Source organism: Corynebacterium sp. 22-2729 (assembly GCF_053479475.1).
Genome location: NZ_JBRBCA010000001.1, coordinates 263,943 through 288,457, shown reverse-complemented (window position 1 = coordinate 288,457; position 24,515 = coordinate 263,943). Strand labels below are relative to the sequence as shown.

23 protein-coding genes and 2 tRNA genes are annotated in these 24,515 nt (G+C 58.1%); 11 read left to right on the top strand and 14 right to left on the bottom strand.

Annotation, left to right across the window (positions count from 1 at the left end; genetic code table 11):
- Positions 1 to 11: 11 nt before the first annotated feature.
- Positions 12 to 1,640, bottom strand: coding sequence for a sensor histidine kinase (locus tag ACUY2T_RS01260; protein ID WP_448307096.1), 1,629 nt, complete (start codon positions 1,638 to 1,640; stop codon positions 12 to 14).
- Between the two features lie 22 nt (positions 1,641 to 1,662).
- Complete coding sequence (locus tag ACUY2T_RS01255; RefSeq protein ID WP_448307094.1) at positions 1,663 to 2,370, bottom strand: response regulator transcription factor; 708 nt, start codon at positions 2,368 to 2,370, stop codon at positions 1,663 to 1,665.
- A 159-nt stretch (positions 2,371 to 2,529) separates the two neighbouring features.
- Here ACUY2T_RS01255 and ACUY2T_RS01250 point away from each other — a divergent pair, with 159 nt between their 5' ends.
- Together ACUY2T_RS01250 and ACUY2T_RS01245 are read left to right on the top strand one after the other, a co-directional pair.
- Positions 2,530 to 3,213, top strand: a complete 684-nt coding sequence (locus tag ACUY2T_RS01250) for a L,D-transpeptidase (RefSeq protein WP_448307092.1) — start codon at positions 2,530 to 2,532, stop codon at positions 3,211 to 3,213.
- A 99-nt stretch (positions 3,214 to 3,312) separates the two neighbouring features.
- Entirely contained in the window at positions 3,313 to 3,822 is a 510-nt protein-coding gene (locus ACUY2T_RS01245) for a GNAT family N-acetyltransferase (RefSeq protein ID WP_293791102.1), read from the top strand.
- A gap of 45 nt (positions 3,823 to 3,867) precedes the next feature.
- Here the strand turns inward: ACUY2T_RS01245 and ACUY2T_RS01240 are convergent, their stop codons facing one another.
- The 3 genes from ACUY2T_RS01240 to ACUY2T_RS01230 all read right to left on the bottom strand — a co-directional run bounded on the left by ACUY2T_RS01240 (position 3,868) and on the right by ACUY2T_RS01230 (position 4,811).
- A complete protein-coding gene (locus ACUY2T_RS01240) occupies positions 3,868 to 4,596 on the bottom strand; it encodes a hypothetical protein (protein WP_448307090.1) in 729 nt (242 codons plus the stop codon).
- 22 nt (positions 4,597 to 4,618) lie between these two features.
- A tRNA-Gly gene (locus ACUY2T_RS01235) sits at positions 4,619 to 4,692 on the bottom strand.
- Positions 4,693 to 4,738: 46 nt separating this feature from the next.
- A tRNA-Thr gene (locus ACUY2T_RS01230) sits at positions 4,739 to 4,811 on the bottom strand.
- 180 nt (positions 4,812 to 4,991) lie between these two features.
- Between ACUY2T_RS01230 and thrE the strand changes: the two genes are divergently transcribed.
- The 5 genes from thrE to otsB all read left to right on the top strand — a co-directional run bounded on the left by thrE (position 4,992) and on the right by otsB (position 9,895).
- Positions 4,992 to 6,587: a threonine/serine exporter ThrE gene (gene thrE / locus ACUY2T_RS01225; protein WP_448307088.1), complete on the top strand. Its 1,596-nt coding sequence runs from the start codon at positions 4,992 to 4,994 to the stop codon at positions 6,585 to 6,587.
- A gap of 69 nt (positions 6,588 to 6,656) precedes the next feature.
- Positions 6,657 to 7,046, top strand: coding sequence for a hypothetical protein (locus ACUY2T_RS01220; RefSeq protein WP_448307086.1), 390 nt, complete (start codon positions 6,657 to 6,659; stop codon positions 7,044 to 7,046).
- Positions 7,047 to 7,090: 44 nt separating this feature from the next.
- Positions 7,091 to 8,557 (top strand): alpha,alpha-trehalose-phosphate synthase (UDP-forming), encoded by a 1,467-nt coding sequence (locus ACUY2T_RS01215; RefSeq protein WP_448307084.1) that lies wholly within the window; start codon positions 7,091 to 7,093, stop codon positions 8,555 to 8,557.
- Entirely contained in the window at positions 8,557 to 9,045 is a 489-nt protein-coding gene (locus ACUY2T_RS01210) for an META domain-containing protein (RefSeq protein WP_448307082.1), read from the top strand. Before ACUY2T_RS01215 ends, ACUY2T_RS01210 begins: the two co-directional genes overlap by 1 nt.
- A 4-nt stretch (positions 9,046 to 9,049) precedes the next feature.
- On the top strand, positions 9,050 to 9,895 hold the full coding sequence (gene otsB, locus ACUY2T_RS01205) for a trehalose-phosphatase (RefSeq protein ID WP_448307080.1): 846 nt from the start codon (positions 9,050 to 9,052) through the stop codon (positions 9,893 to 9,895).
- On the opposite strand, the gene ACUY2T_RS01200 is transcribed toward otsB, so the two are convergent.
- The gene (locus ACUY2T_RS01200) at positions 9,860 to 10,969 is read right to left on the bottom strand and encodes a LacI family DNA-binding transcriptional regulator (RefSeq protein ID WP_448307078.1); all 1,110 of its coding nucleotides are present in this window, start codon (positions 10,967 to 10,969) and stop codon (positions 9,860 to 9,862) included. The two genes, otsB and ACUY2T_RS01200, sit on opposite strands and share 36 nt — an antisense overlap.
- A gap of 139 nt (positions 10,970 to 11,108) precedes the next feature.
- On the opposite strand from ACUY2T_RS01200, the gene ACUY2T_RS01195 reads away from it, so the two are divergent.
- The 4 genes from ACUY2T_RS01195 to ACUY2T_RS01180 all read left to right on the top strand — a co-directional run bounded on the left by ACUY2T_RS01195 (position 11,109) and on the right by ACUY2T_RS01180 (position 15,484).
- Entirely contained in the window at positions 11,109 to 12,104 is a 996-nt protein-coding gene (locus tag ACUY2T_RS01195) for a metal ABC transporter solute-binding protein, Zn/Mn family (RefSeq protein ID WP_448307075.1), read from the top strand.
- Positions 12,104 to 12,805 carry a metal ABC transporter ATP-binding protein gene (locus ACUY2T_RS01190; protein WP_448307073.1) on the top strand — a complete coding sequence of 234 codons (702 nt, stop codon included), beginning with the start codon at positions 12,104 to 12,106 and terminating at the stop codon, positions 12,803 to 12,805. The genes ACUY2T_RS01195 and ACUY2T_RS01190 overlap by 1 nt, the downstream gene beginning before the upstream one ends.
- Positions 12,802 to 13,740, top strand: coding sequence for a metal ABC transporter permease (locus tag ACUY2T_RS01185; protein WP_448307071.1), 939 nt, complete (start codon positions 12,802 to 12,804; stop codon positions 13,738 to 13,740). Before ACUY2T_RS01190 ends, ACUY2T_RS01185 begins: the two co-directional genes overlap by 4 nt.
- Before the next feature lie 94 nt (positions 13,741 to 13,834).
- A complete protein-coding gene (locus ACUY2T_RS01180) occupies positions 13,835 to 15,484 on the top strand; it encodes a carboxylesterase/lipase family protein (protein ID WP_448307069.1) in 1,650 nt (549 codons plus the stop codon).
- Positions 15,485 to 15,518: 34 nt separating this feature from the next.
- Here ACUY2T_RS01180 and rlmB read toward each other — a convergent pair whose 3' ends face one another.
- The 8 genes from rlmB to ACUY2T_RS01140 all read right to left on the bottom strand — a co-directional run bounded on the left by rlmB (position 15,519) and on the right by ACUY2T_RS01140 (position 24,356).
- Positions 15,519 to 16,475, bottom strand: a complete 957-nt coding sequence (gene rlmB, locus ACUY2T_RS01175) for a 23S rRNA (guanosine(2251)-2'-O)-methyltransferase RlmB (protein ID WP_448307067.1) — start codon at positions 16,473 to 16,475, stop codon at positions 15,519 to 15,521.
- A gap of 204 nt (positions 16,476 to 16,679) precedes the next feature.
- On the bottom strand, positions 16,680 to 17,552 hold the full coding sequence (locus ACUY2T_RS01170; RefSeq protein ID WP_239388477.1) for an HtaA domain-containing protein: 873 nt from the start codon (positions 17,550 to 17,552) through the stop codon (positions 16,680 to 16,682).
- Positions 17,549 to 18,223, bottom strand: a complete 675-nt coding sequence (locus ACUY2T_RS01165; protein WP_448307064.1) for a biliverdin-producing heme oxygenase — start codon at positions 18,221 to 18,223, stop codon at positions 17,549 to 17,551. The genes ACUY2T_RS01170 and ACUY2T_RS01165 overlap by 4 nt, the downstream gene beginning before the upstream one ends.
- Before the next feature lie 80 nt (positions 18,224 to 18,303).
- Positions 18,304 to 19,338, bottom strand: a complete 1,035-nt coding sequence (locus ACUY2T_RS01160; protein ID WP_448307062.1) for an HtaA domain-containing protein — start codon at positions 19,336 to 19,338, stop codon at positions 18,304 to 18,306.
- A 5-nt stretch (positions 19,339 to 19,343) separates the two neighbouring features.
- Positions 19,344 to 20,252: a heme ABC transporter ATP-binding protein gene (locus ACUY2T_RS01155; RefSeq protein WP_370510484.1), complete on the bottom strand. Its 909-nt coding sequence runs from the start codon at positions 20,250 to 20,252 to the stop codon at positions 19,344 to 19,346.
- On the bottom strand, positions 20,249 to 21,298 hold the full coding sequence (locus ACUY2T_RS01150; protein ID WP_005296741.1) for a FecCD family ABC transporter permease: 1,050 nt from the start codon (positions 21,296 to 21,298) through the stop codon (positions 20,249 to 20,251). Before ACUY2T_RS01150 ends, ACUY2T_RS01155 begins: the two co-directional genes overlap by 4 nt.
- Positions 21,282 to 22,373, bottom strand: a complete 1,092-nt coding sequence (locus tag ACUY2T_RS01145) for a heme/hemin ABC transporter substrate-binding protein (protein ID WP_035007512.1) — start codon at positions 22,371 to 22,373, stop codon at positions 21,282 to 21,284. The genes ACUY2T_RS01150 and ACUY2T_RS01145 overlap by 17 nt, the downstream gene beginning before the upstream one ends.
- Before the next feature lie 48 nt (positions 22,374 to 22,421).
- A complete protein-coding gene (locus tag ACUY2T_RS01140) occupies positions 22,422 to 24,356 on the bottom strand; it encodes an HtaA domain-containing protein (RefSeq protein ID WP_080716680.1) in 1,935 nt (644 codons plus the stop codon).
- Positions 24,357 to 24,515 lie beyond the last annotated feature (159 nt).

Genomic DNA, 24,515 nt, shown 5'->3' with positions numbered 1-24,515 from the left:
CTCCCCGAACGCTATTCCGCCTCGGGAGCTTCCGGCAGTTCGATGCGGAACCGTGTGCCCTCGCCTACTGTGCTATCCACGGAGACTGTTCCACCATGTGCAGCCACCAGCCCCTTAACGATCGACAGCCCCAGACCCGAACCACCCGAAGCACGGGAGCGTGACACGTCCGGGCGGTAGAACCGTTCAAATAGGTGCGGCAGATCCTCCTCCGGGATGCCTTGCCCGTTATCCTCCACGTCTACGATCACATGGCCATCGCGTTGATCCAGACGCAGAGTCACTTCCGCATCCTCTCCGGCATGCCGCAGAGCATTGGTAACCAAATTGCCGAATACCTGGTGCAACCGGTTCACGTCGCCAATAACCAGAGGTACCTCTCCCGTTTCATTGACCACATGTACCGTGCGGTTCGGGAAACCTGCACGCGCTGACTCTGCCGTTTCCAGTACCAGTTCCAGCATGTCCACCCGCGCTTTGTCCATTGGGCGTCCCTCGTCCATGCGGACCAGCGCCAGGAGATCCTCGACCAGTAGACTCATGCGGCCAGCCTCTTCGGAAATACGGTCGATGACCATGTGGGCGTCATCAGTAGCACCGGATTGGTACAGCTCCGCGTAGCCTCTCACCGACGTCAGCGGGGTGCGCAGTTCATGCGAGGCGTCGCCGATGAAACGACGCATCGATGCCTCAGATTTGCGCGCCTGCTTTTCCGAAGCGCCGATGGCCACGAATGCCGCTTGAATCTGTGCGAGCATTTTATTGAGAGCCTGCGAAAGCCGTCCGACCTCCGTGTTAGGTCGCCAGTTCGGAACGCGCTGCCCGAGGTCGCCGTTCGAAATTTTTGACGCCGTCAGTTCCACCTCGTTCAACGGACGTAACGCGCGACGAACCAGATACATCGACGCCAGAATGACGAATGCGATCACCGTCAAGCCGATAAGTACCTGAAGTAGGACGAGGCGGGAAATAATGTGCTCTTCTTCCTCCAGCGGCAATGCAACGATAGTGATCGTCCCATCATCGTTTCGGAAGCTAGTGGCCCGCCAACTGATACGAGAACCGGAATCCTCGCGGGAACCGACGGTGACAGGCATGGTCGGTTTGCCCAGCCCGCGAATTTCGGGGCGAGATGTCACGGGAGAGTTGAAGTATTCGTAGGAAATATTGTCGTCAACTACCAAGACATAAAAGTCGCTCGGCGGTCGGGTTACTCCGGTGACGGGGTTCGGAAGCTGCTGGTTAAGCACGCCGAAGCCTTCGAGGCCGAGGGAGTGTCCGCTTGAGGAACCAGCGATCCCGTCGGATTCTAGTTCATTCTGAGTATCGCTGTTGTTTTGTTCGCTCTGCGTACCGCTGTTGCCGTCGACCAGACCCGACCTGTGAGCCCAACCATTCGTGGCCTGATCCAACTGCTCGTCAACTCTTTGGATCAGGAAGCGCTGCAGGGTGGTAGTCACAGATACGCCAGAAACCGTTAAGCCCATCGCAACCAAAACGGCGATGACCACGACCAATGAGATTCGTAGCGGGTAATGGGAAAGGAAATGCCCCGGATGCCCCGAACGCACCGGGACGGCTGCAGCGGAGGAAGCGGGGTTGGCTGCAGAACTTGCAGCGGAATTTGCAGGTGACGACATAGAAATGCGCAGAATCTAAAAACTAAGACCGCGGCTTACGAAGCACATACCCCACGCCACGCACTGTCTGGATCAGGTGGGGCTCTTCCTTATCAATCTTGCGACGCAGGTAGGAGACATAGGATTCGACAACATTGCCGTCCCCGCCGAAGTCGTAATTCCACACGTGATCCAGGATCTTGGACTTGCTCAGCACAACCTCGGCGTTGATCATCAGGTAGCGCAAGAGTTTGAATTCAGTCGGGGAAAGATCAACGACCTCACCAGCTTTAGTGACCTCATGCATGTCGTCATTAAGGGTGATGTCCTCGTAGGTAATGAGGCTAGAGTCCTGCTCATCGTCAGGAGAGACTCGACGCAGGATCACCCGCAGCCGGGTAATCACTTCTTCGAGGCTAAAAGGCTTTGTCACATAATCATCTGCACCGATTGTGAGGCCGTGGATACGATCTTCCACTCCATCCTTGGCTGTAAGGAAAAGCACCGGAGCTTCGTGCCCGGCCTCGCGGAGCTTGTTTAGCAGAGTAAATCCATCCATGCTGGGCATCATCACGTCCAGAATGAATGCATCCGGCTTGTAAGTATTCGCCAGCGCCAGTGCGTCCTGGCCGTTGTCGGCCGTTTCAACGTCGAAACCTTGAAACTTCAGGCTCACTTTGAGGAGATCAGAAATATTGGCCTCGTCATCGACAACGAGTACCTTCACCGGCTGATTGTTTGGCATGGTCATGCACCTCATTGTGCTGCAGAGAATTAGCGTCTGTCTGCATGATAGCTGGATGTCAGCTGTGAACAATGTAGAGGTTTAGCTACCTCTTGCAGTCCATAATTCCTAAAGAAATCCTCATTCAGTACGCCTTTTGAGAGTTAGACCCATTAAGCTGTGCCTATGACGAAACCTACCTCTCACTCTCTCCGCCGCCGCATCGCTGCTGTCGGTGCTGCAACCATGATGGCAGCAACCCTGGGCACCGGCGCTGCGTCCGCTGCTCCCCTCGGTTCCTCCCAGCAAGACATCAACAACATCGTTCTAGGTGCACGCGACAACGTCCACAACGGAACCCGTGGACTACCGGCACCTGTCCGTGGCCAGATCAATCGCGCAGCTGACGACGCTGCAAACTTCCTCGCCCCTGGCGCCCTGGCTGCTCGCGAGCGCGCCAACAAGCCAGCGCCACGTCCGGCTCCTGCCCCGAAGCACCGCCCCGCCCCGGCTCCGCGCAAGAGCCCGTGCCCGGCTAACGCCCGTGGCTGCGTAAGCCTGCGCGATCAAACTGCATGGCTGCAGCGTGGCGGCAAGACCAGCTACGGCCCGGTGAAGGTTTCCACCGGCAAGCGTGGCTACGAGACCCCGAAGGGCTGGCACGTTATCACCCGCAAGGTGAAGAACGAGGTTTCCCGCACCTACGGCAACGCCCCGATGCCATACTCCGTGTACTTCACTAACAACGGCCACGCCTTCCACCAGGGCTCCCCGAACGTGATGTCTCACGGCTGCATCCACCTGGCCGCCCCTCACGCTCAGAACTTCTTCAACGCTCTGAACGTCGGCGACCGGATCTACATTTACTAAGATCCCCTGCCGGCTCCTGGCCGTCGCCGGCGCATACTCCCACCCCCAGCGCGAGCACCACGCTTCGCCCTGGGGGTTTGTTTCGCTACGCTGAGATATATGACTTCTCACGCTGATTCCCCCATTGAGTTCACGTTTCGTCGAGCGGTCGAAGCCGACCGTCCATTCATCCACAAAATGAACGAGGAAACGGATACCTGGGGTGACCCGGAGCGGGGATTTTCGGAGACGTTCGACGAGGACACTGTCTTTTATGTGGATGGCTGGACTGAGGGACAAGGTGGCGTCATCGTCGAAGAAAACGGCGAGGCCATCGGCGCTGCATGGTTGCTCGACTCTTCAAAAGAGCATCATGGTTACGGGTTTGTCTCCGAGGAATATCCAGAGGTAGCAATCGCCATGGCACCTGGCAACACAGGCAAGGGGTTGGGTACGAAGCTAATGCAGGCTGTGCTTGACCAAGCAAAGGCAGACGGCAAGCCGGGAGTAAGCCTTTGCGTGGTGTTCGGCAACGACCGGGCGAAGCACGTGTACGAGAAGATCGGTTATGTCGACAAGGGCGTGGACGAGGCCGAGCACGCGCATGTCATGCTGTACACCTTCGACTAGAAAAGGTGCCAGGTTAGCCTCCAAGCCCGGGCTGAACCGGCACTACTAGTATTCGCTTGGTGGCACAGCAAGGCTGGCTAGGTATTCCTCCGGGGTTTCAAAGAGATCGTCCCATCCTTCCTCTAGGATGCTGTGCGGCTGCCAGACCATTCGAACAGAAATAGGCCCCGTAGTGAGCCCCTTTACAGTGCTATCCCATACGGGATGCAAACCGTTGCACTTCAGCGAATCGATAATGACTTGCGCCGCCTCTGCCACCTGCTCCGTCATCGACCGAACGTAGAAATCGATGCTTACTTCCTGAAAATCAATCCCGTCTGCCATTTCGAAGGGGATTAGCGCTTCGCCGAGCTCATCGCCATCACTTTCGCTCGATCCCCAGTCATCAAAAACCAAGACTTCTACCCCTTTGGCTCGCATTTCCAAGATGGAACAGTACAGTCGGTCAAAATCGGTAGTCGCGCTAGCCCACGCTTCCATTTCGGCATTCAACTGCTGAGCTATATCAGCCAGGTATTCATTGGCGAAGTCATAAAGTGTCGTCTTTTCTTTCCCATGAACACCTTCTTCCCGGACTGGCAGTTGCTTTAATCGCTGCTCCCAATCGTCAGGGACGTACAGTTCTACTTGGGGAGTAACAAGATCGTTTGCAAGCTGGGCGAGACTTGATGTTCCAGATATAAGCTCATTGCGAAGCCAAAGGTTTAGCTTTTGAGCTTCCTCTACAGACAGTAAATCTGCGATTCTTTGTGGTGAGCGCTGATTGTTAGTCACAACAAAAGACTACCCCTGAATTTGGAGCCGGCGACGAGAATCGAACTCGCACTCTCAGCTTGGGAAGCTGATGTTCTACCACTAAACTACGCCGGCGTTTCTGGCAACGGAGTGGCGCTTCAGGCCACACCGGATCCAGATGAGCTGGAGACGAGACTTGAACTCGCAACCTACGGTTTACAAGACCGTTGCGCTACCGATTGCGCCACTCCAGCAACAATCCATCTTCGAAGTCCGCAAGAAACATCGCCCCTTGCAGATGATGGACTTTCCCAGCCTAGCAAGCGATCCGCGAGAACATTAAAACGGTCCCGGCATTTCACCGTTGAGCTGGGCAAATGTGCGCCTGTGAAAACTCTTTCGCCCCCATGTACGGTATGAGGGTGTCTAGTTTCATGTCGAGGGCGTTAAAGAAGAGCTCTGACCTGCTTTTTTCTGGCAACAGAGCGACCATCGATGCTATCCGCCTAGCTCCGCCACCGTCACCACTGGCGCCGGTGGATCTTTCCGACCCGGTAAAGACTCATGCGGTAATGGATCTCGCCGCCCGAATCGGCGATCAACTCCTCACCGCAGGCAGCAGCAACTCAGATGCGAAGGCGCAGATCCGAAGCATCATGAGCGCCTACGGCCTGAACAACACCCACGTCGACATCACGTTGAACACGATCTACATCTACTCGCGTTTCAACGAGAACACTCCCCCGACAAACATGTTTCGCGTTGTGCGGCAGCTGTCTACAGATTTCTCCCGTATCACGGAGGTCGATCGCCTAATCCGCTCGATCGTTGCGGGAGCCACCCCGTTGGAAATGGCACAGAAGATTCTCTTCGACATTGAGACTTCCCTGCTGCCGTATAGGAACCGTTATGCACTGGCGAGCTGGGGCGGGTTCGCGGCTGCCGTCGCGTTGCTGCTCGGCGGTGGTTGGGCCGTGGCGATCGTCGCAGGTATCACAACGATCTTCACGATGTTTGCGAATGCCTGGTTGGCTTCGAAGTCCTTGCCGTTGTTCTTCCAAAACGTGCTGGGTGGTTTCGCCGCTGTAATTCCCGCAGCCGTCACCTACTCGATTGCGGATCGAATCGATTTTTACTTGCCACCTTCATTGATCATCGGTTCCTCGATCGTCGCGCTACTCGCAGGTTTGACGCTGGTTCAGGCGCTACAGGATGGAATCACTGGTGCCCCGGTCACGTCGGCCGCACGCTTCTACGAAACTTTGCTTCAAACCGGCGGCATCATCACCGGCATTGCAGCTGGTATTCAGATGATGGCCGTTATGGGCATTACCCTGCCGCCGCTGGACACGACGCATACATCGGGCGTGCTGGGGTCTGTGACAATTCAGATCATCTCCGGTGCTGTCGCCACGGGATTCTTCTGCAGTGCGTGCTTCTGTGAGCGCCGCGCCACGGTAGTTGCAAGTCTGACAGCGTTGATCGCTTCACTCGCCCTGTTCAGCGTGACGACTTTATTGGATTGGCCTGGCACCTTCGGCATTGCCTTGGCCGCGCTGGTTGTCGGCCTGGCCGGTGGTCTGCTCTCCCGTCGCTATATGATTCCTCCGCAGATCACCGCGGCCGCTGGCATCACGCCTTTCCTGCCCGGTTTGGCGTTGTACCGTGGAATGAGTTCGGTGCTCAACGACCAATTCGTAGTCGGTATGTCTAACCTCGGTTTCGCGCTGACTACCGCCACTGCACTGGCTGCTGGTGTGGTGCTCGGCGAGTGGATCGCCCGCCGTATTCGCCGCCCGCGGATCCTACATCGCTACCAGCAGTTCCGACGCCCCAACGTGGGTTCGCGCCGAGCACCCCAGCAGAAGCCACGGATGGGCACAGATGGACGCGTCCGCCAGCCGCTGCACTGGCGTCGCCGCCGAAGGAGCACGTCAAAGAGTATGTGGCAGTTGGATAGTGAAATGCGGGCGTCAGAAGGCGAACTCGAGAAACAACAAGACCACCCGACAGGAACGAGCGAACAGTAAATCGCGTAAAATATCTAAAGTTGAGACTTAAGTTCCGTACGTCGACTGTGTAGAAATGGGGTCAGGCTCGTGCCTCCGAAGGTCACCGACAACCGTTCCGCTAATAATGAATCCCTGCATGCGGTGGAAGCAGAAACGGCTCAGGCTGCGCAGCGCATCGTCGCGACCTACTCCGAGGACTTCCTCGATGCAGCGACCTTGATGTGCATGCTGGGCGTGGAGCCGGAGGGGCTAATCCACCGCCGCGTGGTGGCTGAACTGGAAGAAGCGGAGCAGGAGGCCAAGAAGTCCACCCGCAAGACCACCAAGAAGTCGACGAAAAAGACGACAAAGAAGGCCGCGGCAAAGAAGTCGACGAAGAAGACCGCGGCAAAGAAGTCGACGAAGAAGACCGCCAAGAAGGCGGCTAAGAAGTCCACCAAGAAAACGGCGAAGAAGGCAACCAAGGCCAGCGAGTAGGTCGCCGTTTGTTAACGCCCCCTTGCTGATACGGAGTGACCGCCATGCAATCCGATTTTTTGGTTGTTGCTAATCGCCTTCCCGTCGATCGCAACGTCAACGACTCCACCGGTGAGGTCACATGGGTGCCCTCACCGGGCGGGCTGGTCACCGCTCTCAAGCCGGTTCTGGAATCCAACCGTGGGGCGTGGATCGGCTGGCCAGGAGCAACCGATGAGGTTCGCTTAGAGGACATGCCGTCGCCAGAGGAAGCTGGGATCCATATGATTCCCGTGAACCTCGACGCGGATGATTTTTCCCAATTTTACGAGGGCTTTTCCAACGCCACCCTGTGGCCCCTTTATCACGACCTGATCGTGCACCCCACCTACGATAAAGACTGGTGGGATCGCTATCAGCAGGTGAATCAAAGATTTGCCCAGGCTGCGGCGGATAAGGCCGCAAAGAATGCAACGGTGTGGGTGCAAGACTACCAACTGCACCTAGTTCCCGGCCAGCTGCGCGAGATGCGCGACGATGTCTGCATCGGCTTTTTCCTGCATATCCCCTTCCCCGCCCCAGAGTTGTTCCGCCAGCTGCCATGGCGCCGCCAGGTGCTAGAGGGCACCCTGGGCGCGGACGTGGTGGGGTTCCACACGCAGGATTCTGCCCGGAACTTTATGGTGGCGCTGCGGGCGATGAATTACTCGGTACAGATCGTGGATGATTCTGAGTCTGCTAATTTCCTGCGCGGGGCTCGCTTACCCGAAGAGGCACAGGTGGTGGGCAGTGTGACTCTGGACACAGGGCGTGTGGTGAAGGTGGGAGTTTTCCCGATTTCCATCGACACCGCCAAGGTAAATGCCCAAGCCAACCAGCCTGATGTGTTGGCACAAGCCAGTGATCTACGTGCCCGCCTGGGTAACCCGAAGGTGCTGATCGCGGGCGTGGATCGATTGGACTACACCAAAGGCATCCAGCACCGACTGGAGGCCATAGAGTTCCTACTGGATTCTGGGCGTTTGGCGCCGGAGGATATAGCGATGGTGCAGGTCGCTACCCCGTCTCGCGAGCGACTAGACGATTATCAGCGCACTCGCCAGCAGGTCGAGGCCATTGTCTCCCGCATCAATGGCAACCACGGCAGCCTGGGGCGTTCCCTGATCCACTACATGCACTCCGGTTTGCCCTTCGAACAGATCGTCGCGTTGTACTCCGCCGCGGATGTCATGCTCATTACTCCGCTAAAGGATGGCATGAATCTGGTGGCCAAGGAATACGTAGCCTGCCACTCGGATGGTTCGGGGGCGCTGGTGCTCTCGGAGTTCGCAGGCGCGGCCACGCAGTTGGTGCAGGCCTACCTGTGTAATCCGCATGACCTTCAGTCCATCGCAGACGCACTACAACGGGCCATCGAGGATGAGCCGAAGGATAAAATCCGCCGGATGCGCGAAATGTGGTCTCACTTACAGGAGCACGATGTCAACCGCTGGGCCGATGCATTCCTGCAGCAGCTGCGGGAGGCGGAGTGATGCGCAGGAGTCGCACCACCGCCCTCTTGGTTTTAGGGCTTAGCGCAACCGGACTGACCGGCCTTGCCGCCTGCTCCGATTCGGAGGCACCGCTGGGCAACTCCCAATGGCAGGTCTCGGCTATCTACGATACGGAGGCGCGTGGGGGCCTGCTGCCGGATGCCCAGCAAGGCCGCAGCTTCCTGGTTTTCGGTGAGGATTCGCTGACCGGTGCGAGCGGCTGCGTGCACCTTTCCGGTCACGTGGAGTGGAAGGAAGGTGGCATGCGGATTAGCGAGTTCTCCTCTTCCCCCATCGACGGAGCCCAGTGTCTCCCCGGCGATGAGGATACGGCCGACCGTCTGAAGGCAGTCCTCAACGACCAGGATCTCACCTACACCCGCCCCTCCGAGAACTCCCTGAAACTCAAGCAGCCCGCCCCAGAGGACAAGCAGGATTGGGAGTCTATTCCTGCGGTCGAGTTCCTCAGCGGCCCGAAGGACGGCTAGTGCCATGGATGGATCGTTTCTACCTTTACTTTCTGACGCCGACATCTCCGAGCTCGCCGCCACCCCAGACCTACTGGTAGCGATGGATTTCGACGGCACCCTGGCTCACTTCTCGGACGAGCCCGAGGGAGTGCACGCTGTCCCCGGCGCGATGGAGGCACTAGTGGGGCTGGCGCAGCTTCCGCATACCGAGGCAATGGTGATTTCTGGGCGCAATCTGGAGTTGCTGACGGCCGCAACGATGCTGCCAGTGGAAGGTCCGGTACGCCTTGTGGGCAGCCATGGCGCGGAGCCTGCCGACGGCGGGGCTACGCCTTTGAGTGAGGAGCAGACGACTTGGCTGGGAGAGCTGCGTGACCATGCAGAAGTGATCGCCACTGAGCATGAGGGAGCCTGGGTGGAGGTCAAGCCTCTGGCAGTTGGCTTACATACCCGACTGGTGCCGGATAAGGAGCTGGCCGGGCGGCTCAACCAACGGCTGGCGGACTTCGCGGCCACCAGCGATCTTTCCCAGGTGACGTGGGGTAAAGACATTTTGGAAGTCGCGGTAGACAAGACCACCAAGGGCTCGTATATCGAGGGCTTCCGCGGCGCCTACACGGCCCGAAATAGCCGCAACCTGCGGGTGCTTTTTGCCGGGGATGACACGACGGATGAGACTGTGCTTTCCACGCTGAGCTACACTTCCGCCACCGCTCAGCCCTCGGCAGAGTCCACCCCGCCTGCGGATGTGGGCATTCGCGTCGGCGGCGGTGAAACCTCCGCTACTCGCCGCCTGGACACCCCGGAGGACGTCCGGGATTTCCTCGAGAAACTATTGCGGCGGCGCCACGGACGTTCCGAGGATTAGCTCTGTTTCCAGCAGCACGGTCGGCGTTTCCACCCTGCGGCTGGCCTTGGCCGATGTGTCGTTCAGCCTCTTTTCGATGAGTCCGGCAAGCATATTTCCGCTCTCCAATCCCTTATCTTTACTGGGTTGGCGGACGGTGGTGATGTGGGCGTCAATAGCTTCAGGAATACCGTCAAACCCCGTCACGGAAAGCTGGCTGGGTACGTCGATGCGCTGCTTTTCTGCGTAGCGCAGCACTCCGAGGGCTTGTGAGTCCGTGGTGCACGCCACCGCAGTGAGCTCTGGGTTGGCTGCGAGCAGCTCCTCGGCAGCTTCGTAGGCAGTCTGGGGGTTGTTGATATGCCGCTCGACGATAGGTGGCTCGGAGAGCCCCGCCTCGCGGAGCACGTCCAGAATGCCAAGCAGGCGAGAGCGCTGCACATGCATGTGCGCCCCCTCAATGCGTTCGGTGGGGACCGGTCCGTTGTTTGGCACGCGATCCAAACGGATACATAGCACGCCGATGCGGGTATGCCCGACCTCCACAAGAGTGCGAATGGCGGGCTTGATGGCCTCGCGGTCGTCAATTCCCACGAAGGGGTCGCCCGCGCCGGCGGGCTGATCACACACCACGGTCGGTAGTCCACGGTTGCGTACGGCGGCTAAATAAGGGTCGTCATCAGCCACGGAGTAGACAATGAAGCCATCCACGCTGGCCTGGTTTACCAGCTGCGCAGGCCGATCAGCGCTGGGGTTATCGTCCACGCCCGCGGGGATCAATAGCATGGAGGCATCCATTGCTCCGCAGCTCACCGATACACCGGAGACGAACTCTAGCGATGCCTGATCTTCGAAGGCATAGGGAAGTTCCTCGGTCAGCAGCACTCCGATCGCGCCTGCGCGTCGCGTGCGTAACGAGCGCGCCATCGGGTCTGGCCCCGGGTAGCCAACCTTCGCCGCTACGTGCAGAATCTTGTCGCGGAGCTCGGGAGAGAGCTGATCCGGGCGGTTGTAGGCATTCGAGACGGTGGTGCGCGAAACGCCCAGTTCTGCCGCGATGGAGGCCAGGGTGCCGCGCCGTACTGCTCTGCTCATTCTTCTAAGGGTAGTCCCCGGGCCTTCTTGTTCGGGGGTTGACGCCCACTTCCCCGTGCCTACTTTGGTGCCCTGTAAGCAACCCATCTTTATGTTGACGAGCGTTTTCATCCCCATTAATCTCGGGAGAATGAAGAAAATGGTTGCCAATTTCGGAGCAGTGTTAAGTATCGCAACGTTGGCTTTGGGCGTAACTGCCTGTGCCGGCGGGTCTGAAGATTCCGCAGCTGATGGGGACAAAATCAAGCTGGTCGCCTCCACCTCTATCTGGGGCAGCATCGCGGAGGACATCACCGAAGGGCGCGATGACGTTGAGGTAACCACCATCCTCAGCAGCAAGGATGATGATCCACACGAGTACGAAGCGACTGCCCGCGACATCGCCAAGGTGAAAGACGCGGACATCGTTGTTGCCAATGGTGCAGGCTACGACAACTGGCTAACCGACAACGTGGAGGAAGACACTCCCCTTGTGACTGCACAGCCGCTGGCTGCAGCGCATCACCACCACGGTGAAGACCACGGTGCAGATGAGCACGCCCACGAGCATGAGGGTCACGAGCACGGCGAAGACGCTCATGACGAGCACGAAGGGCATGAGCACGGCGATGAGCACGCCCACGAGCACAGCCACGATGAGACCAACCCGCATGTCTGGTTCGACCTGGATGTGGTCTCCGAGTTCGAGAAGAAGCTCTCCACCGAACTGCACAAGTTGAACTCCGACATTCCGGAGTCCGACGAGGACATCACCAAGAAGACCGACGAGCTGAAGGCCCGTGTGGAGAAGCTCAGCGGAAAGAACGTGATCCTCACCGAGTCTGTGGCTGCCGAGCTAATTGATGATTCCGATCTGAAGGACGTCACCCCAGAAGGTTTCACCCACGCCGTGAACAGTGAGTCCGAGCCTTCTGCAGCTGATCTGGCCGCTACGCGCCAGCTCATCACTGACAAGAAGGCCGACATCCTCATCACTAACGAGCAGTCGGAGACCTCGGCCGCCTCGCAACTGACCGAGGCCGCCAAGGAGGCAGGCATCAAGGTCGTAAATGTCAACGAAACTCCCGATGAGGGTCAGGACTACTTTGAGTACGCAGACTCCCTCATCAAGCAGCTGGAGGACGCAACCAAGTAATGGTTCTTGCTCTCCGCAACGCGGCAGTTGAACCCCTCTGGCATGACCTCGACCTCGAGGTTGCGCCGGGGGAGTTTTTGGCTATTTTGGGGCCGAACGGGGTGAGAAAATCCACTCTCCTGAACGCTGCCCTCGGCACCCGCAAACTCAGTCGAGGCAGTCTTAAAGTAACGGACAAGCTGGGCTATATCCCCCAACAAAGGATGTTTGACCCATCCATTCCGCTACGCGCGCGGGATCTCGTTGGGTTGGCTCTTGCAGCGGGCGTCATAAAAAATAGGCGTCCGAAGAAGGCCCAAATAGACGCGGCGCTAGAAGAGGTAGGCGCGACTGGCCTGGCCAAGCGCCGCGTAGGTGAACTTTCCGGTGGCCAGCAACAACTGATTCGCCAGGCGCAGGCGATGGCTCAGGATCCGGAGCTATTACTGTGCGATGAACCGCTGCTCTCGCTGGATCTGCGGGCGCAAAAACAGACCGTGGAGCTGCTCGACCGCAGGCGGCGCGAGCACAACACTGCGATCGTTTTCGTAACCCACGGCATCAACCCGATCCTTAATGTGACCGATCGCGTGCTTTACCTCGCCCCGCATGGGCACACCATCGGCACGGTAAAGGAAGTAATGAACAGCGAGACGCTCTCCCGGCTGTACCGAACCGATGTGCAGGTGTTGAATGTGGACGGAAAGCTGGTGGTCGTATGAGTAACCAATTCCAGACCGGCGACTGGTGGGATGACACCCTCGCGTTGCTCTCGGTGGACTTCGTTCAACATGCGCTATTGGCAGCGCTGCTTCTGGGTATCGTCTCCGGCGCGATTGCACCGCTGATCGTGATGCGGAAAATGAGCTTCGCCGCACACTCCACCGGTGAGCTGGCGCTGATGGGTGCGGCAGCCGCGCTGCTTTTTGGTTTCAGCGTGAGCTGGGGTGCACTGATCGGCGCAGTATTGGCCGCTGTGGCGCTGACGGCACTGGGACAAAAGGAACAAGACGCCATCGTGGCGGTGGTCTTAAGCTTCGGCATGGGTCTTTCCGTGCTGTTTATTTATCTTTACCCCGGTAGGTCGTCTTCGGCGTTTAGCCTGTTGACAGGGCAGATCGTGGGCGTGAGCTCGGCTTCGCTAAACATCCTGGCGGTGCTGACTGTTCTAGTGGTAGTGACGATGGCGCTACTCTGGCGGCCGCTTTTGTTCGCCACGGTGGATCCGGTGCTGGCCGCTGCCTCTGGTGTAAAGGTGCGCCTGCTGGCGCTGGTATTTGCCGCATTAATCGGCGTGGTGGCCAGCCAGGGAGTGCAGATTGTCGGCGCGCTTCTGCTGATTGCGTTGCTGATTACCCCGGGTGCGGCGGCGGTGAAGGTGACCAGCAATCCGGTGCTGGCCGTGGTGCTGTCGGGTACGTTCTCCGTTGTCGCGGCGGTCGGAGGGCTGGTGGCATCGCTGGCGCCGGGGCTACCGGTTTCCGTGTTCGTAACCACCTTGAGCTTTGTGATTTACCTAGTATGCCGTGTTATTGCGTGGATGCGTTCCCGGCACGTACAGGCGGATGCAGTGCGAGCTCAGGAGTATTCGACTGCCGGCGAGTCAGTATCGAAACAGACCAGCAACGAAACCGCGGGCCACATACACCACACCTAACTCGCGCGCCCCTCACCCCACTAATAGCGCTAAAAATATATTCATCTCCCCCGTAAGAGGGACGCCGCTCGAGTAGCTCGTTAGAGTAGCACTTGTGATTAACGAGACGGCATCTAACTCACAACCCACCAACCCCTGGATCATCCGCACAACCACCGGCCTAATCAAAGGCCACGCGGAGAACGGCGTCACCGCCTTCCGTGGCATCCCTTACGCCGAAAAGCCTATCGGCGAACGCCGCTTCCGCCGCGCCGAACCCATTACCCCATGGGAGGGCGTGTTTAACGCCGCAACTTCCGGAGACGCCTGCTCCCAATACCGCCCGGCGCGCAAGTCCGCAGGTAACTGGGAGGGCACCGAGGACTGCCTATGGCTCAATGTGGTGGTTCCGCGTCCCGCAAACTCCCCCACGCCTGCCATTGATCCGGAGGCCAACCGCCCGGTGGTGGTCTACTTCCATGGCGGATCGAATATCCACGGCTCGGCGAACAAGCCTCTGCTTTCCGGTGAGTATTTTGCCCAGGCCATCGATTGTGTGTACGTGGCCGTGAACTACCGCGTGGGCATCTTCGGCCAATTGGCGCTGGGCGAAGGCACGCACACGCCGGACACCATGGATAGCAACGCAGGCCACTCCGACCTGCTGACAGCACTGCGCTGGATCCACGACAATGCCCGCGCCTTCGGTGGTGATCCGGACCGTGTGACCATCATGGGTGAATCCAGTGGTGGATCCATGGTCACTGCCCTATTAGCCACCCCATCTGCCAAGGGCCTGTTCAGCGCGGCTATCGCGCAATCCCCCGCCCCGATGATCGTCCACACACGCGCTAATGCGAAATACTGGACGGATTTCGCAGCCCGCTGGCTGCACCGGATGCGAGCAGAGGAATCTATGCCACTGGATCAGCGCACCCCGGTTCGTCAGGCCCCTCCGGAGCTCAGCGATGAGGAACTGCAGGCCGCCACCGAAGATCTGCTAACCGCCGAGCACGCAATTTTGGGGCGCCTCTCGGATGAGATCGTTCGCTTCCACGCAGACAATCCCATTTCCAAGGCCGGCCCGTTTGCGCCGGTGATCGACGGCGACCTACTACCGGAGCACCCGCTAACTCCCGGCGCGATGATGGATGTGCCCCTGCTGATCGGTTCTAACCGCAACGAGTACGACATGATGCACCTGGAGCCGAAGCGTAACTCTATGCAGTACACGCGCACTCGCACGTTCGCCCACGCGATTTCCGGCTCCGCCGCCCACGCCACGAACATCCTGGAGCAGCACTATGGTGGCCCGAAGTCCCGCAAGCTGAAGGGGCGCTTCTTCGGCGATGCGCTGTTCACCGGCCCTTCCTGGTACCTGGCGCAGAATCACCCGAGCGACCGAGCGTGGGTCTACCGCCTGGATACCACCACCCCGTTCCTGCGCTATTCCGGCATGGGCGCGATGCACGCCCTGGACCTGCCGATCCTCTTCCAGCGCTACGACCAGGACAAGGGGCGCATTGCGGTGCTACTCGGTGGCCGCGACGAGATGCGCGCCACCACCGTCGCTATGCAGTCGCGGTGGAGACAGTTCGTGCACTCTCACGACCCAGGTTTTGATCCCTATTCGCTGGGCTTCGCCACACAGGTTTTCGACGCCCACTTCCCCACCGGCGAGGAAACCATCTACGACCCACAGCCCGAGTTGCGGGAAGCATGGGCGCAGGTGCAGTGGGATAAGCAGGAGGAAATGTTCGACTAGGGCTGAGACTGGTTATGGTTGGAACGAGGGGGCGTCACTTAGCGGCGCGACGCTGACGGGCGAACTCGCTGAGCACCACGCCCGCAGCGACCGACGCATTAAGGGACTCGACCCACTTGGCCATCGGGATCGACATGATCGTGTCGCAGGTGTCCGCCACCAGGCGGGACAGACCCTTGCCCTCGGAGCCGACGACGATGACGGTCGGGGTGGTGCCGTCGTAGGTGTCGAGAGTGTGGTCGCCACCAGCATCCAGGCCCACGACCTGGTAACCAGCCTGCTGAAACTGCTTCAGAGAGCGCACCATGTTGGTGGCCTTCGCGACCGGCAGGCGGGCGGCCGTGCCCGCGGAGGTGCGCCAAGCAACGGCGGTAACGGAGGCGCTGCGGCGCTCCGGGATGATCACACCGTGACCCCCGAATGCAGCGACGGAGCGGATGACCGCACCGAGGTTACGCGGGTCGGTGATGTTATCCAGCGCGACGACTAGGCCGGGCTGTGGTGCGGAGGTGGTCCGCTCGATCAGGTCCTCGACCTGCGTGTACTGGAACGGCGGGATTTGCAGGCCGATGCCCTGGTGCATTCCGTTGCCGGTCATACGGTCCAGCTCGGCACGGGAAACCTCCAGCACGGAGATGCCGCGGTCGGCGCAGGTGTGGACGGCCTCGGCCAGGCGCTCGTCGTTCTTGGTGCCCTCCGCGACGTAGAGCGCGGTGGCGGGAACCTTGGCGTGCAGACACTCGATCACCGGGTTGCGGCCGACCACCAACTCCACCTGGTTCTCTTCCTTGGCGAAGCGGTCGTGCGCGCCGGAAGCCCGGCGCTTGGCAGCCTGCTTGCGCTTGTAGGCGGCGTGGTAAACGCGATCCTCCGCCTTCGGAGTGGCTCCCTTGCCACGCAGACTGCGGCGCCCCTGACCGCCGGAGCCCTTGGTTGCGCCCTTCTTGTTCTTCTTGCGCACGCCTCCGCTGCGCTGGGTGTTGCCCGCCACTGTTAATGCCCCTCTTACCTGGTCGACTACGTGCGTTTGTGTATGTTACTTCCCCGGCACGCGAAACTGGAACCAGGCTCACGAGTACATGGACAGCAAAGCACCCCACCTGCTGTGAATTTGTTACTTCCACTGCCAATCCTGTCGGCAGCAGCTGGAACGACCAACAATTCTTCGCAGATGGGGTGGTGTGGTGCTTTACCTCTAGACGTTGATGCCGAAGTTCTTTAAAACTCCGCGCCAATCCACGTGCCCGGAGGCCAGTGCCCCTACCCCAATCACTGCCGCAATGGCGGCGATCACACCGGCCGCGATGCCAAGGGGCGAGCTTTTGGAACTGCCACTAGAAGAACCGGAGAATCCGCTTGCGCTTCCCTGCAGTTCCTGCGGGGTTACATTTTCTACCTGCTTGCCATCGTCATAGTCCAGCAGTAGGTCCACATCCGCGCCCTCCAGCTTTTCGCCCTCATTGTAGCGGAGTAGAGATCTCTGCAATCCGATACCGGCCGTTGTGGGACGGTTCTGGGCAACGAAATCCTTACCCGGATCAATCGGGGCTTCCAGGAGGAAGGTCACGATTACTTCATCGTCGCCGCGCTTGTCTAGCTGCGTAGGATCGTTCGCCGTGTTACCGGAAAGGGAGTAGTCCCCGATAAGCGATACCGTTTGACCTGTGACGTTCAACTTCAAGTCGAAATAAGAGACATCCAAAGCTGGTCCGCCGTTCTTACCAAGACCTTTGTATGCGGTCACATGTGCGCTGCCGTCCAGGGCAATCGTGCCATTACCCTGCGGGTCCAGCTTCGTTTCTTGGGTGTTGACCGGGAACACAAACTGGTTTCCCTTAAACTCCGCACCTCCATCACCGATGACAGTCCCCCTAGCGACCGGCCCCTGCACATGCTTAAGGAAAGAGGTTTTGATCGGCCAAGCAAAAGCACCGGCTTCTAACACTGGGGCGGACACTTCCTCTGCCTGTGCTACAGGAACCGCCATGCCGCTTAACGCGACGGAACTGGCCAGGGCGCTGGCAACGAAGTGGCGGGAAGTGGACTTGGACAAGAAAGGTGGATTCACGCGCAGACTCCGTAAAGATCTGTGAACAGTGCAAAATTCATACCAAAAGCATCGATGGCTTCCTCAATCAATGCGGAACGCTGCTGCGTTGTGAGTGGCAGGCTATCGAGGCGCTGACGGTAGTTGGTTCGGTACGGAGGGATCTTGCCAATAGCGGAGAAGTCATAGAACTTCAATGCCTCGGGATCGACATCGTAGAGGTCTGCTACACGCGCAGCGATAACCTGACCGCCGGAAATATCCCCGAGGTAGCGGACATAGTGGTGAGCGATCACTCGTACAACGTCTTGTTCCCCGAAAGAGTCGAGGCGATCTACATACCGCCGGGTGGCGGGCAGTAGTTCAAGTTGTTCGCGCCAATCGGAGCCGAGGCAATACGTCAGATCGTGTTCCAACGCAGCGCAACGTTGTAAGCGCGGATCGGCAATAGCCGACCCGATGGGAGTGCCGGAGACTCTTTCTACAGCGTTCTCTAGAGCGCTGTAGACAAACCAGAGTTGTCCCGAAAGCGCATACACCGCTTGAGCGTCAAGCTCGCCTTTGAAAAGGGTGCTCATGAACTCGGATCCTTCTGCGCGCCCGTGCGCCTCCGCAGTGGCATTGCGCAGTGCCTGAGAGATCGGCTCGGCTGTGTTAAAGCTTGTGTTTGAAAGTGTGGAGGTCGAAGCCATCACGTTATTCCTTTCGAAAGAGTTTCAAGATCCGCGTGGAATCTGGAATTTGTCGCTGAACGAGAAAAGGGAACTCGTTATTAGCGCAAGTTGTGGTGGCGTAGGAATTCATCAATCTTCTTGTGAATGCCATCGAGAGCGCCAGACACGTTGATCGCGTGGCCAATGATCGCCAGCATGCCTAGGATTCCGACCGTGCCAAGAATGTAGTTCCACACCTTTCCGAACTTGCCCAGCGAACCTTGGCCTTGCCCCTGGTCATCCGGGTTGTCTGGGTTGTCCGGGTTGTCTGGGTTGCTCGGGTTGTCCGGGCCGGAACCACCTTCATCATCCGGATTCGGCTCCCCTGGCGATTTACATTTCTTCTCGGTGGTCAGAGAAACATTGATGTCATCCAGCTCTGGCTTGTAGTCCGCCGAGTAAATGCCCATGAATAGGACGTCTACGCCCTCCACAATGTTCTTGTCCCCATCCGTTCCTGGCTTAGGAACGTAGGTCATGCTGCTTGCATCCAGCGTGACAGTATCCCCGTTGACCTTCCAGTCTCCGTTACCCTTCGAGAACACGTCCCTGCCGGAAACTTTGTTCTCTTCGATACGGTCCTCAGGCGTATATTCAGTCATGTGCTTGCCAGGCACGTAGTATCCCTCATAGCTGGCGCCGCCCTGAATACTAGCTCCCTCGGCCGTGATGTAAGGGGACTTGAAGTTCGAGTACAACGCGCCATGATGGCCTTCGAAAACGACATCGGACGGCTTGGTGCCGATCTCTGCCTTGGTTACGTTGCCCTCGGAATCGACCTCAATGCTAGATACACTTGGGTCTACCTGGAATTGGAATTGGAAGTCCTTGGACTTCTTGTTGGCAGGATCAGATTCCTTAACCTCACCCTTCGTCTCCCAGCTTCCCTTAGCGATATTCCCCAGAATGTAGCTGCGGAAGCTCTCCTTCAATCCCCAGTTGAAGGTACCGCCAGTGATAACAGTTTTGCATTCAGGTTGAGCTTGAGATGCGCCATCCTGTGCCGATGCAACGGGTACGGAAAGTGCAGCAGTGCCCAGGGCGAAAGTCATCACAGTGCCGAGCATGACATTTCGAGTTGACTTAATAGACATGAGAATTACTCCTGATGAATGGATCCTAGGGACTTAGCCCTAGTGAATGGAATGGATTGATATGCAGAAAGCAGTCGAGCTACTGCAGCTGGCGGATCCCTCCGCCGCGGACGAACAGAGACGTCATTATCCGCACTGCGGACAACTTCGATGGGCCAGTCATAAACGCTGGAGAGAATCTCGTCGGTATAGACCGAATCAACCGATCCAGCGGCGGCAATTCGCCCATTCGATAGACAGACGATGTGATCGCAATACGCCGCAGCTGCGTCGAGGTCATGCAACACAATCACCACCGCAGTTCCAACTCTGTGAGCGATCTGCTGCATCAAGCTCAAGACTTGTTCCTGATGACGGATATCCATCGCCGCGGTCGGCTCGTCTAACAACACCACCGGTGTTTGCTGGGCCAAAACTCGGGACAACGCAACCCGAGCACGTTCGCCACCGGAAAGAGTGACGATGTCACGAACTGCCAACGCAGTGGAACCGGTGGCGTCCAGAGCAGCGTCAACAATGAGCTCATCCACACTGCTATCGACTGTCCCTCGCCACGGTCGCCGTCCCATCGCCACAACATCTCGAACAAGAAACTCAAACGCGACTTGGACATCCTGAAGCAACACCGCACGGCGCTGCGCCATTGCCCTTGCATCGGCCCGAGAGGGGTCTAATCCGGCGACGGAAACCACACCCTCAGTAGGTTTAATATCCCCAGACAGCGCGGCGAGCAGCGTCGACTTACCAGCACCATTCGGCCCAATGAGCCCTGTGACCTCGCCGGCACGAGCGACAAAACTAATGTCACTGAGCAACCGCTTGGCACCAACGTCGACGGCGAGGCCAGATACCTCAATGGCCTTATCGCCGATAGCCATACTGTTAGTAGTCGCATCGCTACCGTGAGCACTCATGCGTGCATCCCCTTTCGCATCATTCGGCGCAGCAGAACGAAGAAAGTCGGGCCGCCGACAAGGGCAGTGAAGATGCCAATCGGCAAATCTGCGAATTCAATCAACGTGCGGGCAGCCACATCGGCCAGACCAATCAAGACCGCCCCGCCAAGCGCAGAAGCAGGGATGAGGAGATAATTCTCCGGCCCCATGACCGTTCGCAACAGGTGCGGGATAATCAGCCCTACGAAGCCGATGAGCCCAGCAAAGGCAACTGCACCTGCAGTGAGTACGGTCGCAGCGATGATCACAATCGCTCTCAATTGACTTACATTGATCCCTGTGTGACCAGCGGCTTTCTCACCCAAAGCAAGCACGTCTAGTGCCCCACCCATCCGTAGGGCTACGGCAATTCCAACCATCGTGATCGGCAAAACCGCCCAAACGTGCTTCCACTGGGCACCATTTAGGGATCCCATCTGCCAAAAGATGATCTCTTCCCGACTGGCGGTCGGAGCCAAATAGACCATGAAGGAGATAATTGCTCCACACACGGCATTGACCGCGATACCTGTGAGAACCAGATTGATAACCACAACTCGGCCTTGACTTCGTGCTAGCTGGTAAATCAGGCCAGCGGCAACCAATGCGGAAAGAAAGGCGAAGAACGGAACGGTGAACGTGCCGAAGAAAGCAAGGTTAAAGACGATTGCCAACGCCGCACCAACCCCGGCGCCCGAGGTCACGCCAATAATCGATGGCTCGGCCAGAGGGTTGGCAAACACCGCCTGCATCAATGTTCCAGCCACACCCAAACATGCGCCGACTAGGAACCCCAGCAGGATGCGCGGCAAGCGAATATCCCACACTACGCTGGAGGCCAGACCTGAATGATGGTCTTTCCCCAGCAAGATTGAACCTAAATCCTGCAGTGGCACGTAGTACTGTCCAAGCACGATCGATAGCACCGCAGCAACAAGCATTAGCACCACCAGTGCACCGAAAATCCCTACCCATCGGCGCGTTCGCGCCCGGAGAAACTCGTTCGTGTTAACCGTGTGGGTCATATAACGCCTTCGCTGTCCGCAAAAGTGTTTGCCCAGTCATAGGACCGAACGCCAGCGATTGACCATCTGGAATCGTGATTACGCGCCGCTTCTGCCCTGCTGTGGTTTGGGCTATGCCGGGGCGTTTGAGCAGACCTTCGATCCCTCCGGTGGATTCCAACCCGCCGGTCATCATGATGAACGCATCTGGGTTTAACCTAGCTAGCGACTCCGCATTGGCTGGTTCGATGTAGGAAAGGTTGTTCTCCGTCCCCACGTCAACCGCACCAACGCCCTCGATCAGGTCTTTGGCTCCGGTCCCTTCGCCCATAATAAAGAACACTCCACCATTTCCACGAGCATAAAGGAATGCCACCCGCATCGGTGTAGAGGGCACCATCTTCTTGATGGTCTCTTTATCCAGATCTATTTCCTCGACTGTGCGATCTGCAAGCTTTTCCGCATCCTCCGGGAGCCCCACGACAGCACCGAGCGTGGTGATGTCCTCGGCCACCGAATCGATCGTGCGGGTCGGTTCCATGACCACGGTGGTCACGCCCGCCTGACGAATCTGATCGATAGCGTCCCGTGGACCGATGGAGTGGTCCACGATGACGATATCCGGCTCCAACGACAACACGGCTTCCACGTTGATGTTGTGCCCACCCTGAGTGACCACTGGCCTGTCGGCCAAGATGTTTTCAGTAGAAGAGACCGTGCGGCCTACAATCCGGTCGGCAAGCCCCAGGCCAGTAAGGGTTTTAGTGTAAGTGCCATACAGGTCTAGAGCCAGAATCCGATCTAGCTTATTAACTTTGACATCGTGGCCGTCTGCGTCGGTCAGCTCCACCGGCAGCTTCGGGGATGGATTCTTGGTCACAGGCTCCACATCCGTGAAGTCCTTGACCTCCGAAACTCCCTCAAAGCTACGGGGGTCCTGCAGATCAGCGGCATTCTTGATGTCGTTTCGCAGAGCAGCATCAGCTTCGGATTCATAGGCGCCCTTAACGCCACACGCAGCGAGGCTGGCCGTGCAGATAAACAACACACAGGTGCGGAACGCTAACCGCACAGTTCGATTAGGAACAATGGACATTAAAACGTGCTTTCTAACTGAACAGTGTTTTGCCACCTAGTAGGCGGATTAAGACGGATTACTTACAACCAGTCGACCGATGCTTCCACCTGCGACGATGACTCCTACGATCAATCCGAGAAGGTAAGAAGTCGGATTCTCATCCTGGCCCTCAGCCGCAACAGGCTTAACCTTGAATTTGCTCGATCCGTTTTCGTACCCAGCCGATGAAGAATCGCCGTCGACGCCATTGCCGAAACCGTCCTTATTGCCGGCGAGCTTCGCGGCGGCAGCATTGTGCGCGGCAGAAGAACCACCGCCCGATCCACCCGCATTCGATCCAGATGCTGAAGTACCGCCCACTGCGTCGCAGTCACCCTGGCCACCTAGCTGGGCGCTGAAAGATATCGGCGCTAGCTGGGTTCCCGGATCGTAGAATTCAGCGAAAGCTACGGAACCATCCTGGGTCAGCGATACACTCGCCTCTCCGCTTACTGAGTTTTCCGAGACATCAAGGGAACTAAAGCTCAGGTCTCCCAGCACTGTGCGCCCGAAGTCTCGTTTCTCGCCTTCCATGTTTGAAGAACGAACATCGGCAACAAGCCTTCCTGTTCCACCGTTGAACTGGATCTCCGGATTAGCAATGTTCAGGTCGAGAATTCCGTTGTGACCGGTGAATTGCATCGCGCCACCATAGGAAATCGTTCCCTGCTGCGAAGATGTATCGACGTTGCCACCGTTGCCGGTGAACTGATACTTGCCACCGCTGTATCCGACCCCGCTCAAATCCCACTTGCCCTTAGCGATAGAGCCGGTGATGTACGACTGGAAGGATTCTTTCAGAGCCCACGATGCCTTGGCGCTTTCGACTGCCTTGACCGACGCGCAGTGCAGATCTCCACCGCCACCAGCTGCTCCGCCTGCAGCGACACCGCCACGGGTTGTTCCGCCTCCGCTGGAGGCCGACCCGCCGCCTGTTCCGCCGTTTCGCGCACCACTGTTTCCGGATCCAAGCGATGCTCCACCAGAGGCCGATCCGCCACCAGAACCGGAGTTGGAGTTGGAGCTCGTTCCGGAGGTGGAGCTAGTTCCGGAGTCGCTTCCGCTAGAAGATCCGTTCTTACCGCGCCCGCGATTGACGAAAGATTCATACTCGTCCAAGAAGGCTTGGGAGTTACCCATGAAAGTGGTCAGGGCGTTCATCGTGTCGTTCGTCTCAGACAGAATTCCCATAGCTTCCTTGTTAAAGCCGGTGAAGTTGCCATCGATCGTGGTCAGCGTGCGCTTTTCGCCCGATCCCGAGCCACTGCCCGAATCTGATCCACAGCTGCCGTCCAAAGCAACTGAGCCACTGGTTGGATCCATCGAGGTTCCCGCCTTGTAAGCGAGAAACAGCCGACTGCCACCTTGAGTAAGCGTCGTAGAACCAGAAAGGTTTACGCTCCCTGAGCCGGGGTTCACCGGGGTAGACAGGTTCACCTTGGCGATGACTTCATCGTCGCCAGTGATTTTGGCTCCCCGTTTGCTCTTATCGACCATGTCCGACTCATAGGAGACATAGTCCACCAGGATCTCGGCGGTTTTTCCTTTTGCGCGTACCTTCCAATCGGAGAGCGTCATATCTAGCAGGTCATCGCCGCCATAGTTGTGACCGTTGAAACGGAGAACTCCGTTTAGCGGAACGGTCACCGTATCGCCGTTTACCTGGGGCTTTTGGGGACTGAACTGGAAGGTGCCATTCGGGCCGGTCTTATCGCCGGTAAAGCCGATACCGTCGCCACCCCATCCGCCTTTAGCGACAGGGCCTTGGATATAGGCACGGTAGCTCTGCTTGATACCCCAATTAAATTCACAGGTTCCCGCCGCTGAGGCAACGGGAGTAGCGACCGTGGTAAATGCTACGGGAGCGAAGGCAAGTACGGAGGTGGCGGCCACGGCCGTGGATGTACGACCGAACGACCGTCGCACCGAGCCTCGACGTGATCCAAACAGTGAAAGGTGCATGCTGATCCTACTCAGAACTGAAACATCAAAAGACTTACGCAGCCTTACCTTCTACCCAGGATTTACCACTAACTTAGGATAGTGTTACCTTAATTAGGTAAGGCTCAACTTAACTGAAAGTATCATGACGTCAGCCTAAGAGACAGAAGCATCTTGTGT

Coding starts and splice junctions, on each gene's coding strand:
- otsB (WP_448307080.1), top strand. CDS start 9,050: ATGGATGGATCGTTTCTACCTTTACTTTCTGACGCCGACATCTCCGAG.
- ACUY2T_RS01155 (WP_370510484.1), bottom strand. CDS start 20,252: ATGAGTGCTCACGGTAGCGATGCGACTACTAACAGTATGGCTATCGGC.
- ACUY2T_RS01245 (WP_293791102.1), top strand. CDS start 3,313: ATGACTTCTCACGCTGATTCCCCCATTGAGTTCACGTTTCGTCGAGCG.
- ACUY2T_RS01140 (WP_080716680.1), bottom strand. CDS start 24,356: ATGCACCTTTCACTGTTTGGATCACGTCGAGGCTCGGTGCGACGGTCG.
- ACUY2T_RS01160 (WP_448307062.1), bottom strand. CDS start 19,338: ATGTCTATTAAGTCAACTCGAAATGTCATGCTCGGCACTGTGATGACT.
- ACUY2T_RS01145 (WP_035007512.1), bottom strand. CDS start 22,373: ATGTCCATTGTTCCTAATCGAACTGTGCGGTTAGCGTTCCGCACCTGT.
- ACUY2T_RS01215 (WP_448307084.1), top strand. CDS start 7,091: ATGCAATCCGATTTTTTGGTTGTTGCTAATCGCCTTCCCGTCGATCGC.
- ACUY2T_RS01190 (WP_448307073.1), top strand. CDS start 12,104: ATGGTTCTTGCTCTCCGCAACGCGGCAGTTGAACCCCTCTGGCATGAC.
- ACUY2T_RS01255 (WP_448307094.1), bottom strand. CDS start 2,370: ATGACCATGCCAAACAATCAGCCGGTGAAGGTACTCGTTGTCGATGAC.
- ACUY2T_RS01250 (WP_448307092.1), top strand. CDS start 2,530: ATGACGAAACCTACCTCTCACTCTCTCCGCCGCCGCATCGCTGCTGTC.
- ACUY2T_RS01260 (WP_448307096.1), bottom strand. CDS start 1,640: ATGTCGTCACCTGCAAATTCCGCTGCAAGTTCTGCAGCCAACCCCGCT.
- ACUY2T_RS01200 (WP_448307078.1), bottom strand. CDS start 10,969: ATGAGCAGAGCAGTACGGCGCGGCACCCTGGCCTCCATCGCGGCAGAA.
- ACUY2T_RS01210 (WP_448307082.1), top strand. CDS start 8,557: ATGCGCAGGAGTCGCACCACCGCCCTCTTGGTTTTAGGGCTTAGCGCA.
- ACUY2T_RS01150 (WP_005296741.1), bottom strand. CDS start 21,298: ATGACCCACACGGTTAACACGAACGAGTTTCTCCGGGCGCGAACGCGC.
- thrE (WP_448307088.1), top strand. CDS start 4,992: ATGTCGAGGGCGTTAAAGAAGAGCTCTGACCTGCTTTTTTCTGGCAAC.
- ACUY2T_RS01195 (WP_448307075.1), top strand. CDS start 11,109: ATGGTTGCCAATTTCGGAGCAGTGTTAAGTATCGCAACGTTGGCTTTG.
- ACUY2T_RS01165 (WP_448307064.1), bottom strand. CDS start 18,223: ATGGCTTCGACCTCCACACTTTCAAACACAAGCTTTAACACAGCCGAG.
- ACUY2T_RS01185 (WP_448307071.1), top strand. CDS start 12,802: ATGAGTAACCAATTCCAGACCGGCGACTGGTGGGATGACACCCTCGCG.